The sequence below is a fragment of the Edaphobacter sp. genome (assembly GCF_035532915.1).
Lineage (GTDB): Bacteria > Acidobacteriota > Terriglobia > Terriglobales > Acidobacteriaceae > Edaphobacter.
In genome coordinates, this window is record NZ_DATKQC010000053.1 from 14050 (window position 1) to 32251 (window position 18202).

The window sequence follows — 18202 nt, forward strand, 5'->3', positions numbered from 1 at the left end:
GATCCTGACAGACAGGCTGAAGAAGTTTGTTCCTGAACGTGTACGTTCATCTCAATTTCGCACTTTTACAGCGAAGAGCGCATGGTGGGTGAGGATGAAGAGGGTCCGACGATCGCCGCCGCCGAAGAGGATATCGATCGGGCGCTCAGGTACGTCGATCTGGGCAATCTGCTTGCCGGATGGATCGTAAACGAAGATCTGGCCGTTGGCCACGAAGACATTTCCTTTGCTGTCGACTGCAACGCTCTCACCTCCGCGCTCTGCGAACGGTTTGATATCGTTCAGCGCGCCGTCGGTCCCGACCAGGGCGCTGTAGGTTCGGTCTTCCGATTCACTGGTGATATAGATCCGCTTACCGGGAAGGGCGCTGATGAAACCATAGGTGTCCAGATTGTCGGAAAAGCGCCAGCCGCTGTAGTCGGCCGGTCCTTGCTGAAAGACTCTGCCTGCGGGCAGGAAGAGGCTGCCATCGGGTGAAATATACTCCTTCACCTTGGGAGTGGAGACATCGCGGGTGAACATCTCCGTCAGCGTTGTGAAAGTGAAGGTGTTGAAGTCGAACTGGTCTTTGAATTCGCCGTTGTTCCAATAATTGAAAGGCAAGAGAGCGGCTGCACCGGGATGCGGTTGAGTCGCTTGCGGCGATAGCACGGTGATCTCGCCTTTTGGCGATCCGGGGCGGAAGGAATAGACAGTTCCTTCCGGGCCGCTCGAAGAGACTACGAGCAGATCGCCCGCCTTGTCGAAGGCCAGGTTGACGGGGTCGAGCGGATTGTCACGTTCGATGGTGAGACCTTCGCTTGGGGCCCAGCCAAAGATGCGCTGCTGATGGTGATCGACAAAATAGAGCTTGCCCGAGGCATCCACAGCCGCGCCCGAGATAGAGAAGAAGCCGTCTTCCAGCTTTTCGACCTTCGCCTCGGGCGCGAGTACGGCAGACGCATCCGGCTGAGGCGGCGTGGGTGGGTTCGCAGGAATGTCGAGGACCGCGAATTCGCGCTCGCGCACCTCGAGATGATGGGTCATATCCTGGATTGCGTTGTCGTAGGGAAATTTGCTGACGCGCAGAAAAGTGCCGCATCCGTTCTGATCGCAGGTAGCATATCCGCTCTCGGCGTTGACGTGCAGATTGCGGAAATGAATGCCCTCGGAGTGATAGAGGCGGACCGCGGCGGGGAAAGGTGCACGTGAACGGGTTACACGATAGCCGTGATAGTTGGCGATGGTGATGTTCTTCGACCAGTCGAATTCGAGCGACAGAGATTCAGGGCTCTCGCCAGCTTCTTCTTCGGTCTGTGGTGCGTTGATGTCCCAGTTCTCGACATGATCGAACTTGATCTCGTTGCGGAGGTGGTGTTCATTGGAGAGTTCGTAGACATGTCCGGGCGTTGTGGTGTTGGAGACATAGAAGCCAGCCTGCGCGAAGGTGTTGGGAGTCCAGATGTCGGCGAAAGTTCCTCCACCACCATGAGTCACCCACAGGCTCGGATATTGCCCATCCCAGCGTTTATGCAGATCGGAGTCGGCAGTGTGGTCGTTGTTGTAAGGGTTGGTGCCGCTGCCATGGCCGCCGAGAAAGCGCACATCATCGATCAGTGAATCTTCTCCGGCCATCCATAACATCGCGACTGCGCGTGGATTGATGCCGCCGGTGAAGACTCCGAAGCCGCTGACGATATTCGACCCGCCGGATGGTGCAGAGATCACCGCTTTAGGAGTACCGACCCCCTGATAGCCAGGTGTTGAATCGAGAAGGTCGAACTGCGTCTGCGTCGGATGGAGGCCTATTAGAACGGTGTCCGGTTTCATCGCGAGCGTATCGCTGACGACGTAATGGCCGCTCGGAAAATAGAGCACGCGATGCGTCTCGATGGCCTTCTGGATGGCGGCGGTATCGTCGGTCGTTCCATCTCCCCTGACGCCAAGGGTGTGGACATTGATCCAACTTTCTGTTGGCGGCAGCGCCCGGATAGCCGGTGGAAGGGGCGCGGGCAGAGCGTTCAATTGGGTTGCCTCATAGAGCATCCCGATTTTGCCGGTCATTCCCTCGCCGGGTACGATGAGCCCGAAGTTGAAATTGCCGACCCGGTAGATCGAGCCTTTCCCTGCAATCCTTTTTCCACTTTCGCGGAAGAGCGCAAAGGTCGGCACAGCTTTGAGTACGGCATTCTCGAAGCCGACCTCGGTGAGCGGACTCTTCTCGTTGCTGATGACGACTGCGGCGCGGGAGACATTCTCGAAGCGGCAGTCTTTGACCCATAACTCGTCGGAATAATGGGGGTCGATGTCGATCGCGGTCGGCGTATTGCGGAACGTATCGCGAATGAGGGTGAGCCCGGCCTCATGTTCACGAATTGCCGACTCGCGCTGGCCTTCGAAGACTGAATCGATGAGCGTGAATTGCCAGGCGGGCGAGGTTTTATCGGTGAGGATACCGTAGCGCCCGCCGAAGAAATGCAGGTCCTCGGCCTCATTGCCGATCTCGGTGAGTGCGGCGAGGCCGGAGCCGATATGAAAATCCATGTGGCTGAGATAAGCGTGCTGGGCGACGTGGAAGCGGATGGCGATCGCCGCCGGATTGCCTTCGCCGATCTCGAAGTCGATGTTGCTCATTGCCGAATAGAAGGTGCCCGAGTTGGCGTCGGCGATGGTGTTGTTTGGCGGTACGCTTCCCGGAGGCGGAAAGGGAACGCGACCTATTCTGGAGGAATCGCCGGGACGCGCCCCAGTGAAGATCACCATGTCGCCTACGCCCTTTTGGAAGCCGGGCGTGTTGTCTGCCAGGACGAAGATGGGACGGGTTGCACCATAGCCGAAGAGGCGCACGCCAGGCCAAACGTAGATGGTTCGCGTCAGCCGGTAGCGGCCTGCGGGTACGAAGACAATGCCTCCCTCGGCGTGGTTCTCTGCTTTATCAATTGCAGCCTGAATGGATGCACTGTCGTCGGCTTTCCCATCGCCATGTGCTCCGAAGTCTTGTGCGGTGAGGTAGACCGCCCTGGAATCGTCAAGCCGCGTTGTCAAGACGGATGCGGCCCACGCGGAGGATGGGACAACAAGCAACACCATGGCGTACAGCAAACGCTTCTTCATAAACGCATTCATCCCCTATGTCTTTGGTTGCACACCACGGAGCGACCACTCAAGAACCGGCTTCATGATACTGTCTTTCGGAACCGGAGAGGGCAATGCCATGGTGTTCCGTTCATGACGGAGGTTGCAAAGTGGCGCAATGCAGTCTTAATTGCCATCGTGCCACTGCGTGTTTTTCTCGTCCGGAATCACGCGACGCGCTCGCCCGCGTCAGTCTACCCTGGACCAGAACCGGCGGCCTATGCGGGAGAGGACTCCCTTTGAGCGCGCATGCAATCCTTTTACAGCTAAGCACAAAGCTTGGGTGAACGCGTATCGCGGCATATTCCCGCTCAGGTACGTTCGTTCCATGTACGGAATGCCCGAATTTTCGCGAGGTCCCGGTGAGCATTTCCTGTGTAGGTTACGGCCCTGTCGTCCCAATACACCGTGGCGACTGGTTTGGTGCCCTGGCTGAGGTAGTCCGAGTTCATATTGATCTCCGCAAACGGTACGCCCGCCTCGACCAGGTAGTCTTGAATGTCTTCCGCTCCACGCGTGGTATGCACCACAACCTTCCAACCCTCTGCATCGAGCTGATGCAGTGCGGCAATCACGTCCGGCCTTGGCGTTCCAAGCACTTGTTCGCCCTGCCACCCCTCGTATTCCGCGATCACTCCGTCGAAATCGACCGCGATGGTAGGACGTCGGTCACGCGCTTCTACGAACGCGACTGCCGATTCACCGAATAAGTACAGTAAGAGACTCGATAAGCACTCCTCGATACTCTCTTGATCGGTACGGCATACGATGTCTGGAGCGGAGGGTGGTTCAAAGGGTGAATCAATCCCGGTAAAGTTCGCGATCATACCCGCCCGGGCACGCCGATAGAGTCCCTTGGGGTCGCGCTGTTCGCAAACGACAAGCGGTGTGTCCACAAACACCTCGATCATCTCAGGCACTAGAGTGCGAACCATGTCACGGACCTGTTGAAAGGGGGAGATGACCGCGACCAAAACGAAAATTCCATGATCTGCTAGAAGGCGAGCCACATGCGCGACGCGGCGCACGTTTTCCGTTCGATCCGCCTCGGTGAAACTCAATCCGGAGCATAGGCCATTTCGCAGTTCATCGCCGTCAAGAATTTGCACGCGACATCCGCGTTCCCGCAATGCCTCAGCCAAGGCGCGGCACAGGGTCGATTTCCCAGCCGCACTCAATCCCATAAACCAGATGACCTTTCCCATACGATCTCCACGGTTCTCGGTTTGCTGAACCGACATTGAAGCCAATCGGCTTGCCTGTCGAATGACAAGTCTGCTTTGTCGTTTCAGCTTTTTTTAAGTTAACAACTGGTGCGTTGCCCAGGGGATGCTACAGGGTATTGTATGCTGAATCCGTTGTCCGATCTGGATTGCCTCGCACACTTACCTTAGGAGTTCGCACTACCTGGACGATCATGGCCCCGACTAAAACCAATGAAGACGCTAGAAACCTTCTCACTCTATCGCCTGCGATCGTTGCTGGTAGCGCAGGCGGTTTCGGACGGCTCTTCATGCGGGATTTACAAGCCGAAGGATTACGTGTTGAGGGAGTGGACCTTGTCGCTGGACACGAAGGGAGCCATGTCGCAGACATCGGCGCGCCTTCATCTTCTTTGAGCGATTTGCTGCAGCAGTGTTCACTGCTCCTGCTCTGCGTGCCGGAGGAGGCTGCCTTTCGCGCCTTGGAGCATGCGGTTCCATTACTTCCATCGGGAGCGCTGGTCGTCGATCTTATGTCGGTTAAGTCGCCCGTGATGAAATGTTACAAAATGATGCGCCAAGATATTGAGGTCGTCAGCATCAACCCGATGTTTGCGCCGGATTTAGGTTGGAGTGCGCAACAGGTGGGCGTTGTCGAGGTGCAGAGCGGGGTTCGCAGCAGCGCATTTTTGCAAATGCTTCGTACGTGGGAAGTGCTGCCCATGCGCATGTCAGCGGAGGAGCACGACCGGCAGACAGCGTTCACCCAAGTCGTCGTCCACGCGGCACTGCTTGCCTTGGGACTTGCAGCGTCCAAGTTGAACTACGATGCCCAATCTGCCCTGCTGACGCCTCCCGCGCGGGCGATGCTGACCCTGTTAGCTCGCATCGCGACAAAGGAACCTGGAGTTTATTTCCACATCCAGAGCGACCATCCGAAGGCTTCCGAGGCGCGTGCCCTCCTGGCCGAGGCGCTTGCCGAAGTAGATCGCACGGCCAGGCTGGGCACAATCGACGATTTTGCCAAGATGCTGCAACGGGCTGCCAGTTCTCTCGGCGGAGCAAAGGAACGTCTCGCGATGGAATCGGCTGCGAGCTTGCACAAAGCCAGTGAAGCGACACGATGAATGTTTCGTTGTTGTATAGGCGCTGCGGCCAAACAGTCAAAGCGCTTCCCTCAATCAGCTGCCGAGATTGCGGATGAGTGCTAAAACCCAGTTTTTCATTGGCGGTGACGACCGCTCAGGTACAACGCTGCTAAGCCTTATGTTCGACTCCCATCGAGATATCGCTGCGGGCCCGGAGATTGATTTCACAGAACCGACCGACCTGGGCTCTTCCGTGATCGCTTGTTGCGACTTACTGATAAAAAACGACCCCCGCGTCCATGGTGATGGAGTCGCCACAGCCAACCCAGCATTCCATCTCCCCGTCCAGTTTGCCAAGCAGTGCCTGCGTTACGGCGTGACGTATGAATGTCTCCAGGAGCTTGTGCGCGAATGCATGGGTCAAACACATGGCAATCTGGTCAACTTTCGAGATCGCTGTACGCTGCTCGATGCTATCGGAGATGCAAGATTGCGAGCCACGGGCAAGACTGTCTGGGCGATCAAAATTCAGAGCCGCTTAGGTGAAGCTCATCGTTTCTCGGAGATCTGGTCGACCGCGAAATTTATCCACATGGTGCGCGATGGACGCGACGTTGCCGCTTCGCAACTGCGTGGGAATCGCGGCTGGGGCTATACAACAATTGAAGAGGCGGCCCATGGCTGGGCTGGCCTGATGGAGGCAATCCACAGCTCATCGTCGCGTGAGCAAATCCTCGATGTGCGATATGAAGATCTGGTCAGTTCTCCCGTAGCGACGATGCAGCGTCTGCTCACATTTTTGAATGTGCCCTGGGACGAGGGTGTTCTCCAGCACCAGACGCAGGATCATACCTTGCTCAAGCATCCGTTCCGCCACCCGAGTGCCGAGGCAGTACGGCGGCCGGTCAATAGCGAGGCGGTCGGCCGGTATATAAAGGATTTGAGTGGGGAAGAAAGAAGGCGCTTCGAAGAGATCGCCGCGAGATGGCTAGAAGAATACGGTTATATTTAGGGAAGTTCACCTGATCATTTTTCCTGGGTAAGTAAGGCAACTCTCCACAAGGAGAGGGCGACATAGTTAAAACAAGATTGAAAGATGTCGCCATGGCGAAGCCTATCCTTGGAGATTCATTGGCATGCGGATTCTGATCCTTGATAACTATGACTCGTTCACGTTCAATCTGGTGGACATGCTGGCTCAACTTACCGGGGAGTCGCCCGTCGTCCGGCACAACGACAAGATAACGCTCGCCGAGATTGTCCACTTAGCCCCAGAGGCTATCATTCTTTCTCCCGGTCCGGGGCATCCCGGTCATCAGCGCGACTTCGGTGTGTGTGCGGAAGTCGTACGCGAACTGCGGGTTCCCATCCTCGGCATCTGTCTCGGCCACCAAGGCATCGTGGAACATTCCGGCGGCTCCGTCGTGCGGGCGAGCGAACCAGTTCATGGACGAACCAGCAAGATATTTCACGACGGCTCCGCCCTGTTTGACGATATCCCCCAGGGTTTCAATGCGGTCCGGTATCACTCCCTGGTCATTGGTGAGCCGCTTCCGACTTCGATCGAAGTGATTGCGTGGACGAGCGACAACATCCCAATGGCCCTCCGTCGCCGTGACGCACCGTTCTGGGGCGTTCAGTTCCATCCTGAGTCGATCTGCACGGATTACGGTACGCGCATCCTGGGCAACTTTCTGAATCTTGCGTGCGGATTTCATCCTCGAAAAGCGAGCGAATCTAGAACTGACACGACGCGGAAGAGCGCAACTCCGAAGCGTAAAGTACTTCATCGGCAGCTGGACTTTTTCGTCGCACCGGAGACCGCCTACGCGTCGCTGTACGCTCAGGATGACTTTTCCATTTGGCTGGATAGCAGTCGTGCGGAGCCAGGTATCTCCCGTTATAGCTTCATCGCAGGTTCCTCGACGGCCGGGAGTTTCTTCGTGGAATACAGAACGGCAGGCCAGAGACTCGTCGTCCACCATGACGGACAGCGAACCGAGTGCTCGCGGTTGCTGACCGAGTATTTGAACGAAACGATCGCCGCACACTCTGCTTCCCCGGCCGAGGTCGATTGCGGTTTCCAGTGCGGTTTTGCGGGCTACTTCGGATACGAGCTCAAGGCAGAGTTCGGCGCATCGGCAGCGCATCGCTCCGAGTTGCCAGATGCGGTGCTGCTTTTTGCTTCAGCGGTTATCGCTTTCGATCATCAGGATCGCGTCATTCACCTGTTTGCACTGGATATGCATCCCGAGGCCTCGAAGTGGTTTGAACAGACGGAGCGCGCGCTTGCCCATCTCGATCCCCTGTTATCTCCGGAAACGATCGAGGTGCCTAATTCGTTTCGACTGGCTCGCGGGCATTGCGCTCACATGGCCGATATTCAATCCTGTATTTCGGAGATCCGCGCCGGCGAGAGCTACGAAATATGTCTGACCAACCGCCTTGAAGCAGCGTCGATTGCGGAGCCATTCGACTTTTACCGCACCTTGCGGCGTGTGAACCCGGCGCCCTACTCCGCCTTCCTTCGTCATCGCCATTTCTCCGTGGCATGCTCCTCGCCGGAGCAGTTTCTCCGCGTGGATCGACACGGCTGGATCTCTTCGAAACCAATCAAAGGAACCGCGGCACGCATGACGGATGCGGACGAGGACCGACAAGCGCTGGAACAGCTTGCGACCAGCGTCAAGAATCGAGCAGAGAACCTCATGATTGTGGATTTGATTCGCAATGACCTCAGCCGCGTCTCGCGCCCTGGCTCGGTTAGCGTGCCAAACCTCATGTATGTACAAACACTGGCGACGGTTCACCAGCTCGTGAGTACAATTCAAGGGCACCTTCGCCCTGAGCTAACGGCGGTCGACTGCATCGCGGCCTGCTTCCCAGGTGGGTCGATGACCGGTGCACCGAAGTTCCGGGCAATGGAAATCATCGATCGGCTGGAAAACGCGCCGCGTGGCATCTACTCGGGATCGATCGGATATCTGTCAGTCGACGGAGCCGCAGACCTGAACATCGTTATTCGGACCGCAGTCATCACGCCGGAGCACACTACGATTGGCGCTGGCGGTGCAATCACCATCCTGTCTAACCGTGAGGAGGAGTTCGACGAGATGGTGTTGAAGACGGTCCCGCTGATGAAAGCCATCGCGATAGCGGGTGGGCAGGAGTTCACTCTGGACCAGAGCCGCTCCGAATGCGTTTGAAAGAGAGAAGCCGCGGTTTGCAGGGCTATGCAAGGAAGCAATGTGGAAGGCAACGTCGGTGCGGCACTTCTCAGGCAGTCATCTCTCTGAAGGTGGGAATGCTGTCCACCAATTCGCCAAATGATTGGATTACGAAGTAATGCTCTTGTAACGAAGCCGGAACATGAGGGGTTTCCATCACTGCCGCAGGGGTGAAGGGTATCTTCACGATGCGATCGCTGAAAACGTGATCGAGTTCCTTGGAAGAGGAGATGAGCCCCGCTCCGAACACACGCGTGCCTTCCGGCGTTTCAATGAGTCCATACTCGATCAACCACTTGTAGGCTCGCCCGAGCCTGACCATCGTCTCTACATCATCGAGATGTTGCATGCCGAGCCTGGCAAGCTCGCATTGGAATGTCCGGTAAGGATCGTTGGCCAGTAACGGGATGTGCCCAAAGACGTCGTGAAAGATATCCGGACGCTTGCTGTGATCCAGTTCCTCGCGCGAACGGATCTCCGTTGTTGACGGAAGCGATTGGTGCTCGATCATGGCGTAGAAGTCCTCGGTCGAGAGCTGGCCATCAACAGCAGATACCTGCCATCCGGTCAAGGCGCTGAGATTCTCGTTGAGACTGCGGAACTGCGGCACGCCGTCGGCCGTGATTCCAATGGCACGCAGTCCACGGAGATATTCAGGATGGACACGGCCGTTAAGGCGCACCATCTGCCGTTCGTAAAGAATGGACCAAGTTTTGTGGTCTTCCGTCGAGTACGCAGTGTAGTCTTGCTCAGCCATGGCGCCACTCCTCGCGAGAAAGATAAATGTCGATGCTTGCTGACCATGTGTGAACGAGGCAACTGCGACAATCACACTGGTCAGGATCTAAGTAGAAGGTGACTGCTCGGATGCAAGTGCGTTGGCATGCATGTGCTCATCCTCACACCTGCATGCTTCCTCGATAATCATCGCGTAGAGCTTCTTCACGAATGCTGTATCCAGTCCCGCCTGCTGCCCAAGGGTGGCGCAACGCTGCCTTACAAACTCGACACGATGAGGTTGCATCATGGGGAGTCCGTTCCTTAGTTTCTCGTCTGCTATTTGCAGGCATAACTTCAGTCTTTGCCCAAGAAGCTGGATGAGATCCGCATCAACCAAATCGAGTTTGTCTCTAAGTTCAGAAATGCTCATGTTAGTCCGTGCCCAAAATTATAACTTCAATCATAAGTGACAACCTGAGAATTCACGTACAGCTTCGGCAGGTTACATTACCCTCAGTGAGACTGAGCGTTCAGGAAGTCAGCATCCTTACGACGGCGCGCCGGTCCGCAGTCTCGGCGAGTTTTTGAATCTGGCGCTCTGCCCAGGTGGGCTGGGTTGCCAACATACCGAGCCGAGCAAGGAATGGGGCGACATCATCGCCGCTTGCCCAGGCGCTCACATGCGTGAGCAGGCGCTCGACCGCAGTGCCCGCTCGTATGCTTTTGCCGCTGGTGAAGTCGAATAACTGCGCTCCAAGCCCAAAACGTCGCACATGCCAGAGATTCTGTTGCAGGATGTTTGCCTGAAGGGAACATTGGATGCTGCCATCCAGCCGCCCCTCTACAATCCCTCGCACCACAACCTTGATCAGCGCAGAGATCGCGACGGCGTCTTCCAGGCGCCCGGGTGTATCGCAAACTCGCACCTCTACTGTTCCATACTTCGCGTTCGGACGCACTATCCACCAGAGGTCGCGCGGCGAGTCGATAAACCCCAGCTCCTGAAGCTGCGCGACGTATTTCTCGTATCCCTTCCAGTCAGACAATGCAGGCGGTAGGCCGTAGGTAGGGAAAGCTTCCATTAAACGTGACCGATAGGACAGCATGTTTGTGTCAACGCCATTAATGAAGGGACTGTTACAGCTCAGCGCAAGAAAGAGCGGTAGAAAGCTCGTGAGTTTGCGGATGACCTCGATGGCGTGTTCTGCCGAGTCCACGCCCACATGTACATGCAGGCCGCAGACGACAAGTTGCCGCCCATCGTGCCCAAGTAACTCGGAGAGGCGCTGATAGCGAGGCGAAGGAGTCATCTGCTGTTCTTCAGAGTGCGAAAACGGATGCGTTCCAGACCAGCAGAGCGCGCATCCACGCGTTCTGGCGATCTGCGCCACCGCTTCACACTTCACCGAGAGATCCCGGAGTGCCTCGAGCGCGGAATCGCACACTCCACTGCTGATCTCAAGCTGACATTGTTTGAACTCGCAGCGAATGTGATTGCGAAGCGAATCGGGCAGCTCGTCGACGATCCTTCCGGCCTCGCTCACCAAAGCCATCGAGACGGAATCCACCAAGTGAACCTCCAGTTCGACACCCAAGGTGAAATCCCCGCTGTTACAAAACGCTGTCATAGTGAACAGTTGTACACCAAGACCAGAAATTAAAAGAGCCTCTCTCGTGATGTTGCCTATGCCACGGTCAAGTTAGATTTCAGTTTCGGCGATGGAAATCTATCCCGCTTCGAGGTATCGTACCGTCTATGGGAAAGCGCGTTCTGACACTCTCAAACTATGCCAGGATGTATGCCCATTACACCTACAAGCTTGCGTTGCGTGGATCAAGGAGATTGGGCCGCCTTCCATTCCAAGACGGACGGACATCATGCCAGAAAATGTACGGCCTTGGTTACGACGGATTTATCCTGCATTGTCCCGGTCCTCAGCGTCTCCACCCCAATCCGTTCAGGAGGCATTGGGCAAAGGCGTGCCGCAATTTCTTCAAGGACAAAACACTCTGCGGAAGATTCACTGATCCCGCAAATCTTACGATCATCACCTACAACACGCGCCCCGAAGAAGAACTGCTGGAGCGGTGCCTTCGTCATCTCGGTCTGAAGGAGTTTGTCGTTCTCGGCAGGGAACTCAAAGCCTGGAATTGGCTATCAAAGATTTCGCTCGTCTACGACTATCTGGAGTCGGGTGCCTGCAACACGGACTACATCGTATGTCTGGACGGTGACGATGTACTTATTGTGTCGGATCCAAACCTGATTCTCAAGCGTTTCCATGAGGCGAAGTGCAAGGTGCTGTTCTGCAATACCCGCGGCAACCAGCCCCCTTCACAGGAGTGCTGGGACTTCGAAAACTCCGTGGCGATGGAGCACGATCTGTATCACCGACACCTCAATGCAGGTGGTTATGTAGGACGACGAGCCTACGTGCACGAGTGTTTGAAGGAGATCCTGGACCACGCGCATCTGGAATCTCCCTGGTGCATCTCACCGTTTGGCTTCGACGACCAGCTTGCCTGGCGCCATCTGCATCGACGCTACTATCCCGACATCAAAGTTGACGTACGTTGCAATCTTTTCGTGCGTTTCGATGAAGACCGGTAGACTCTTGTTTCCACAACAATGGTCACGAGGATATCCATGAAGAACGAGTCTCGCTGGGATGCCGTTCGCCGCGACTTCCCGATGCATCCAGCGGAGGTGTACCTGGCCGGTTTCTGGATCTCCACGCCCCCGCAGTCCGTGCGCGATGCGATCGCAGAGTTCCGCGAAGATCTTGATCTTTGTGCCGGTCGCAGCCTAATGCGGAATCAGTCTCGATTGGTCCAGGAGTCCACCTCGGCCCTTTCCGCGTTCCTGGGAGTCGGACTGGACGAGGTCGCGATTACATCGAGCGCCACCGAGGGATTGACCTTGCTGTATGGGGGCTTGTCCCTTGAGCCAGGCTCCGAGATCCTGATCTCGGAACACGATCATTACTCGATGGTGAGCGCGGCGCGGAAGGCCGCTGCACGTACCGGGTGTGCGATACGCACGATGCGGCTCTATGAGAATGGCGAGGCCAACACACCCGAACGCCTCATCGAAGGCGTGCGGGCGGCCATCACGACTCGGACACGCGTGCTCGGCCTTACGTGGGTCCATTCCTGCACGGGTGTCAAGCTGCCTGTGCGAGAGATCTGTCGCAACCTGGAACAGGGGAAACGCGAGGGCCGCGTCCCGAAGGACCTACTGATCATTTTGGACGCAACCCATGGCGTCGGTGCGGTCAATGCTCGCATCGGGGACCTCGGTGTAGATCTAGCCGCCGCATCCTGCCATAAGTGGTTGAACGGGCCGAGAGGCACAGGGTTTATCTGCGGCAGGCGAGCGGAGTTGGAGCGACTCTCGGACGTGATCCCGACCTATGGTTCGAATACGGTGGCTCGCGTGATGGGGATGGAGATCCATGGAGCGGACAATCCAGCGGAACGTTTGACCCCTGGCGGCTTTAAAGCATTTGAACATCGCTGGGCAATTGGTCCAGCGATCCGGTATATGGCTTCACTCGGCATGGAGACTATCGAAGACCGGCTTACCGAGTTGAGTCGTTATCTGAAGGACGGCCTCGCTGCTCTACCAGGCGTTCACGTCATCACGCCACACCAACCAGAGCTTTCTGCGGGGTTAGTCTGTATCGATATTGATGGCCATACAGCCGAGGAAGCATCGGTCGCTCTGGCGGCGCGTCAGGTGATTGCACTCTCCGGCCCCTACAAACGCAGTCACCTTCGCTTTTCTCCATTTATCTACAATTCCTTCGAAGAATTGGACAGGGCCATCGCTGCGGTAGGTGCTATCTCAAGACCAAGGCGTTAGCTCCGATGCGTTGTTCGTACTTTCATCACTGCCTGCCTTATGCTATTGAGGAAGCTCCCATACACACCCCTATGAGAATCGCGATCGTCGTCAACGATGTGGAACGTGAAAGTCCCCTGTACACGACCATTCTCGTGGCATGCGCGGTGCGTGAACGCGGGCATTTCGTCTATTTCGTCAACGTCGCCGATATGCTATGGGACGATAGTGGAGTCACGCTGCGGGCAAGACAAGTTCGATCGCATGGACCCCTGACAAGCGAAGCTCTGCTTCAGGAGATTCAAGGAGCCTCCGTCGAGATCGAACGACTCTCCGCCAGCGATATCGACCTGCTCTGGCTGCGCAATGAACCGAGCTTTGAAGCACTCGGGCGTCCCTGGGCGCAGTACATTCCATTTCAGTTCGCGCAAGCTTTGAAGGATGAGGGTGTTTGTGTGGTCAGCGAGCCGGCCAGCCTGAGCCGCGCCGTTGCAGACAAGCTTTACTCGCAAAAGTTCCCCGCCTCAGTCCGGCCAAAGACAATAGTGACCCGCCATCTGGATGACGTGATCGATCTATGGAGTGAGCATATTGGCGATCTCATCATGAAGCCGCTGCATGGTGGTGCAGGTCGGAGTGTCTTTCTACTCCGCGATGGTTACGAACCCAACCTGGAACAGATCTTTGAGGCGGTGAGCGAGTCTGGCTATGTCGTCGTTCAGCATTATGTGCCGGAGGCGAACCTAGGTTCGATCCGTCTGTTTATGCTGGACGGCAAGATTCTCAGCATGGACGGCAAGCCGGCCGCGCTCCTGCATCTGCCGAAAGAAGGGGAGCTTCGGAGTAACTTCCGCGTGAGCGGAAAGATCGCTCCGGCTATCCTGACTGACGAGGTGCTCGCCATCGCCCAGATCGTGGGACCCATCCTCGAAGCGGACGGGCTATTTCTTGTGGGTCTGGACATTGCCGGTGGCAAACTCCTTGAAGCCAACGTCTTTTCTCCGGGCGGGCTGCGTGGTGCGGAGAGAATGCAAGGCGTTCCCTTCTCGCAGGTTGTGGCGGATGCATTGGAACGCAAGCTGCACATCAGTTGACGGGGGATTTTGAATCGTGTGTGGCTTTGCTGGTTTCATCCAATTCGAGGAGCAATCCCGCAGCGGCGTCGACCGCCGCGAAATACTGCACAGAATGGGCGTCAAACTGGCTCAGCGTGGCCCAGACGAGCAGCAGATTTATGATGATGGCGTATTGTCTTTCGTCTTTCGCAGGCTGTCCATTATCGATCTCAAGGGCGGCTCACAACCGTTCCTGAGCGAAGATGGATCGGTCGTCGCTGCCGTCAATGGCGAAATCTACAACCACCACGATCTCCGCCGCGAATTGGAAAGCCGATACCGCTTCACGGGCGGATCGGATTGCGAGGTGACAGTTCCTCTCTACCAGAAGTACGGAACAGGTGCGCCGGAGCGCTTGAACGGCATATTCGCGATGTTGGTGTGGGATAGGCGACGGAGAACGCTTCTGCTCGCAAGAGACCGGCTGGGCGTCAAACCGCTCTGTTATGCGAGGCTTCCTCACGGTTTGCTCTTCGCCTCCGAACTTAAAGCCTTGCTCATGCATCCGGACTGTCCCACCCGCATGAACTGGAGTGAACTGGACCTGGGCTATCTAGAGGAAGACGATACCTATACGAGTCCCGACTTCCTTCGCATCCCCTCATTTGTAGAGGGCGTGCGGTGGCTGGAAGGCGGGCATGTCCTGGAGTTCGACTCTTCTCTGCAGAGCAAATCGAGACCGTACTGGTCGCTTTCTGGCTTTGTCGAGAGGTCTTCAGAGGAGTCACTCCGGCCTCGGTCGTCGTACGTCGAGCAATACGCCGCCCTGCTGGATGATGCCATTGGCTTACAGCTGATGAGCGACGTGCCAGTGGGAGCATTTCTCAGTGGCGGACTGGACTCCTCGGCCATCGTCGCGCACGCGAGCCACAAAGGAGTCGATCTGCAATGCTTCAGCATGTGCGAACGTACGACCGTGGCCACGGGCGATCTGGATCGAGCACGGCAGTTGACGCAGGACTTGAAGCTGCCCTTTCATCCTGTCTGGTTCAATCATGAAACGTTCGCGGATCAGATCGAGTTTTCTCTCGCCTCGCTTGAGTACTTCGTCTACATGATCGATGCACCGCGATTTGCACCGGAATATTTCTTCAAACATGAGTTACACCGGTACGCGCGGACCCAGGCAGGGGCGCCGAAAGTAATGCTGCTCGGGCAGGGTGCGGACGAGTTCGCCGGCGGCTACTCACTCTCGTACACTTCGCCCAGAGCCAACTGGTCACACTATGTCGAAGCGCTCTCAAAGCATCATCACTCTCTCGACATGCGAGAGGCGGGCGTTCCAGGCTCCGCAAGACCTAGCCTGCGTCCCGGTGCAATCAGCAACAGTCGTATCGCACCGTTTCACCGGGAGATGCTGCGACGCGTCTGGTGTTTGCAATCGCACAATCTATGGAACGAGGATCGCGTCTCTTCCAGCCAGGGGGTTGAAGCTCGGGTCCCGTTTCTCGATCATCGCCTGGTAGAGTTTCTGGCGTTAATTCCTGCCGAACTACATCCCGATCTATTCTGGAACAAGAGTATTATCCGCGAGGCGGTCTCGCCCCGGCTTGACAGGAGATACGCGCAAGCACCAAAGGTTCTCTTCTGGCAGTCGAAGGATACTTCCTCCGTCCATCGGATGATGCGCAACTGCATGCTGCGTTCTTATGCGGACTTTCGAGATTCATACCAGGGCGTCGACCAACTCTTTTCAACCGCAAGTCTTGACCAACTCTATCTGGAGTCCTCGTTGGATCATCCCGGCTGGATCCGCGCATCGCGCACACTGCTCGGCTGCATGACGGTTGCGGTCTTTGAAAGGATGTGTCGCACACTGCGGCAGGAGATATGTTCGCCCACACTTATGGGCCCACCTTCTCCCTTGAAGGAGCACCATGGCAATTACCAGGATCTACTCAAGTAGGATCCACGCGCGAGCGCTGAAACTGGTGCTCAACATCATCCCATTTCCGAAGCAGAGAAGGAATGGATGAGCCCGGGATGAAGCCGACAATGGGCCTTGCCAATATGATTCCGGCTCCGTTCAACTCCGGGGTGTAGAGAACCATCAAAGAAGCCACCGTCAAACGCTTCTTCTACGACACCCACAACCCCGACAGATTTACTCTCGACCTAATCCATCAAATGCCGGGACTATACCGCTAGAGGGCGGATCGTCGAGCGGCCAAGGTTTTTCTACGTTCCGCGATGAGCTGTCTCTGTTTCGTCTTGGGCATGGTCAGAATGGTGCGGGTTCTGGGCGAGAGCTTGGCGAGCGTCAGGTTGTAGGCCGCACGCAATTGCTGCTCCCACTCAGGGGTGCGAAAGACCTTCCAACTCTCGGCGGCGACCCAGTGGATGCGGGCCAGGTAAGGCGCGGGGAAGAGGCCGTCGATTTCGAGCAGCTCCGCGTAGCGCTCCGGCCCTGCCGGGTAGGAAATGACGCGTTGGCGGGTGCTGTCCGGTTCGAGTTTGATCCAGGCGAACATCTTGCCGCCCATGGCCTTGTCGCCGATCCAGAAGACAAGCCCGCCGAACTGGGCGGTTTCGACCACGTGCGGGAGGCTGAGGAGGAAGGCGCGGATGCGTTCGGCGTCCATGGGGAGAGTATAGATGTGGCTTGGAGAGTAGCAAAAAGGCGCCTGAGAGGGAGATGCACCCCGCGAGGCCAACACAAGCGTGAGAGAAAAGCCGTGATCATATCACAGATTTCTGTTAATTGTTCCACGTGGAACAATAATGCTAACCCCACCGGCTGACGTGGCTCAATCCGTCTGCGCTGCTTCAATCGGGATGACGTTCCGGATGGACTTATAGCAATTCTCCTATAGCAATAGCTCTTTATCGGATCATCTTTTTATCGGATCATCAGATCATCTTTGCCCTATTTTGTTGCCACTCGTCTTATTTTGTTGTCATTCCCGAAGGGAATCTGCGTTTCTTCCGTGCTTGCATGACTACGCCCGGAAGGAGATCAGCGATAGCGCAGCCGGATGGGGCCTTTTGCCGTGGCGGGATCGACGGCGGCTCCGTGCTGGGTGATCTCGATCTTGCCTGCGGCTACGAGACGGCGGGCCGCGGCGCGGGCTGGCTCCATGAGCGCCTCCCAGTCGCGACGAGCGGCTTTGTCCTTGCCGCGAGCGTCGCCGCTGACCAGCTTGGCCGCTTCGGAGGGGCAGATGGTCTTGGTCCTGTCTCCGTCGGCGGTGCGTTCGGCGAGCAGCGAGAGGATGGCGGCTTCGAGCGCGGCGTCTTTTTCGCCGGAGTGGTAGCCGCTGCAGGCTTCGCTGCAGAACTTGATGATGTCCCAGTCCTGCTCGTACTTCTTCTGCCACTGGATGGGGCGGCGGCAGGTCTTGCAGAGCTTGTCTTTGCGCGGGGTGGGGCGGTCGGGTTTGCGTTTGCGGTCAGGCATTGGGTTGATGATGGATATTTGATGCCTTGAGTGTAAAGTTGCGCTCAACCCCTTAGGGCAATAACGAGGTCGTTTTGAAATAGGTCTAATTTTTCGGAGCACAGAGAATGGAAGTTATTAAAGCAGGAGCTGAACGAACCTTCTACCACAGCTTTCCCCGGAGACGAGCGTCCGACACACCGGAAGTTATCAACGAAAAAGGGTTAGAGCTTCTTGTAGCGATTAGCCAGATGGGATTGATTCTGGCCCCTGAAGTTGTGGAGTGGTCAATACCGTTATCAGATGGTTCAACAAAAGTAATCCGTCATAGACAGATGAGAATCTGCTTTACGGAGCTTTCGCAGTCCGAGTTGCCTCGCCACGCTGAAGTCTTCGGCCCGTTCGCGATGGAATTTCACATTGATATCCTACGCCAGCTCGGTGCTCTTCCGGTCATCTATGTCCCTCAGATGGTGAAAGGGGATAGGCTATTTAGTTCGTTCGGACCAGTTATGG

16 protein-coding genes and 1 pseudogene are annotated in these 18202 nt (G+C 56.5%); 10 read left to right on the plus strand and 7 right to left on the minus strand.

The features are described 5' to 3' along the window. Positions 1–51 precede the first annotated feature (51 nt). Both VMU57_RS02765 and cysC read right to left on the minus strand, forming a co-directional pair. A complete protein-coding gene (locus tag VMU57_RS02765) occupies positions 52–3093 on the minus strand; it encodes a glycosyl hydrolase family 28-related protein (protein WP_325380551.1) in 3042 nt (1013 codons plus the stop codon). A gap of 332 nt (positions 3094–3425) precedes the next feature. Continuing rightward, positions 3426–4355, minus strand: a complete 930-nt coding sequence (gene cysC, locus VMU57_RS02770; RefSeq protein WP_325380553.1) for an adenylyl-sulfate kinase — start codon at positions 4353–4355, stop codon at positions 3426–3428. Between the two features lie 195 nt (positions 4356–4550). Between cysC and VMU57_RS02775 the strand changes: the two genes are divergently transcribed. From VMU57_RS02775 to pabB, 5 genes and pseudogenes are all read left to right on the plus strand, one after another. Next, positions 4551–4733 carry a hypothetical protein gene (locus VMU57_RS02775; RefSeq protein WP_325380555.1) on the plus strand — a complete coding sequence of 61 codons (183 nt, stop codon included), beginning with the start codon at positions 4551–4553 and terminating at the stop codon, positions 4731–4733. Further along, a pseudogene (locus tag VMU57_RS22935) lies at positions 4667–4876 on the plus strand (hypothetical protein); the annotation flags it as partial. The gene VMU57_RS02775 and the pseudogene VMU57_RS22935, both read left to right, overlap by 67 nt. 9 nt (positions 4877–4885) lie before the next feature. Beyond that, the gene (locus VMU57_RS02780) at positions 4886–5443 is read left to right on the plus strand and encodes a prephenate dehydrogenase dimerization domain-containing protein (RefSeq protein WP_325380557.1); all 558 of its coding nucleotides are present in this window, start codon (positions 4886–4888) and stop codon (positions 5441–5443) included. Positions 5444–5516: 73 nt separating this feature from the next. Then, positions 5517–6416, plus strand: a complete 900-nt coding sequence (locus VMU57_RS02785; protein ID WP_325380559.1) for a sulfotransferase — start codon at positions 5517–5519, stop codon at positions 6414–6416. Positions 6417–6540: 124 nt separating this feature from the next. Further along, a complete protein-coding gene (pabB, locus tag VMU57_RS02790) occupies positions 6541–8610 on the plus strand; it encodes an aminodeoxychorismate synthase component I (RefSeq protein ID WP_325380561.1) in 2070 nt (689 codons plus the stop codon). Positions 8611–8680: 70 nt separating this feature from the next. On the opposite strand, the gene VMU57_RS02795 is transcribed toward pabB, so the two are convergent. The 3 genes from VMU57_RS02795 to VMU57_RS02805 form a co-directional block, all read right to left on the minus strand. Continuing rightward, positions 8681–9388 carry a hypothetical protein gene (locus tag VMU57_RS02795; protein ID WP_325380563.1) on the minus strand — a complete coding sequence of 236 codons (708 nt, stop codon included), beginning with the start codon at positions 9386–9388 and terminating at the stop codon, positions 8681–8683. Between the two features lie 87 nt (positions 9389–9475). After that, positions 9476–9781 carry a chorismate mutase gene (locus VMU57_RS02800; protein WP_325380565.1) on the minus strand — a complete coding sequence of 102 codons (306 nt, stop codon included), beginning with the start codon at positions 9779–9781 and terminating at the stop codon, positions 9476–9478. 100 nt (positions 9782–9881) lie between these two features. Continuing rightward, entirely contained in the window at positions 9882–10979 is a 1098-nt protein-coding gene (locus VMU57_RS02805) for a carboxylate-amine ligase (RefSeq protein ID WP_325380567.1), read from the minus strand. Between the two features lie 260 nt (positions 10980–11239). Between VMU57_RS02805 and VMU57_RS02810 the strand changes: the two genes are divergently transcribed. From VMU57_RS02810 to asnB, 4 genes are all read left to right on the plus strand, one after another. Beyond that, the gene (locus VMU57_RS02810; protein ID WP_325380569.1) at positions 11240–11962 is read left to right on the plus strand and encodes a hypothetical protein; all 723 of its coding nucleotides are present in this window, start codon (positions 11240–11242) and stop codon (positions 11960–11962) included. Positions 11963–11998: 36 nt separating this feature from the next. Next, complete coding sequence (locus tag VMU57_RS02815; protein ID WP_325380571.1) at positions 11999–13216, plus strand: aminotransferase class V-fold PLP-dependent enzyme; 1218 nt, start codon at positions 11999–12001, stop codon at positions 13214–13216. 71 nt (positions 13217–13287) lie between these two features. Next, a complete protein-coding gene (locus VMU57_RS02820) occupies positions 13288–14289 on the plus strand; it encodes a hypothetical protein (RefSeq protein WP_325380573.1) in 1002 nt (333 codons plus the stop codon). Between the two features lie 16 nt (positions 14290–14305). Continuing rightward, positions 14306–16216: an asparagine synthase (glutamine-hydrolyzing) gene (gene asnB / locus VMU57_RS02825; RefSeq protein ID WP_325380575.1), complete on the plus strand. Its 1911-nt coding sequence runs from the start codon at positions 14306–14308 to the stop codon at positions 16214–16216. A 238-nt stretch (positions 16217–16454) separates the two neighbouring features. Here asnB and VMU57_RS02830 read toward each other — a convergent pair whose 3' ends face one another. Both VMU57_RS02830 and VMU57_RS02835 read right to left on the minus strand, forming a co-directional pair. Beyond that, entirely contained in the window at positions 16455–16892 is a 438-nt protein-coding gene (locus tag VMU57_RS02830) for an MmcQ/YjbR family DNA-binding protein (protein WP_325380577.1), read from the minus strand. A gap of 374 nt (positions 16893–17266) precedes the next feature. Beyond that, positions 17267–17707, minus strand: coding sequence for a DUF3253 domain-containing protein (locus VMU57_RS02835; RefSeq protein WP_325380579.1), 441 nt, complete (start codon positions 17705–17707; stop codon positions 17267–17269). Positions 17708–17814: 107 nt separating this feature from the next. On the opposite strand from VMU57_RS02835, the gene VMU57_RS02840 reads away from it, so the two are divergent. Next, positions 17815–18202 (plus strand): hypothetical protein (locus VMU57_RS02840; protein WP_325380581.1); only part of this gene is annotated, 388 nt, incomplete at its 3' end.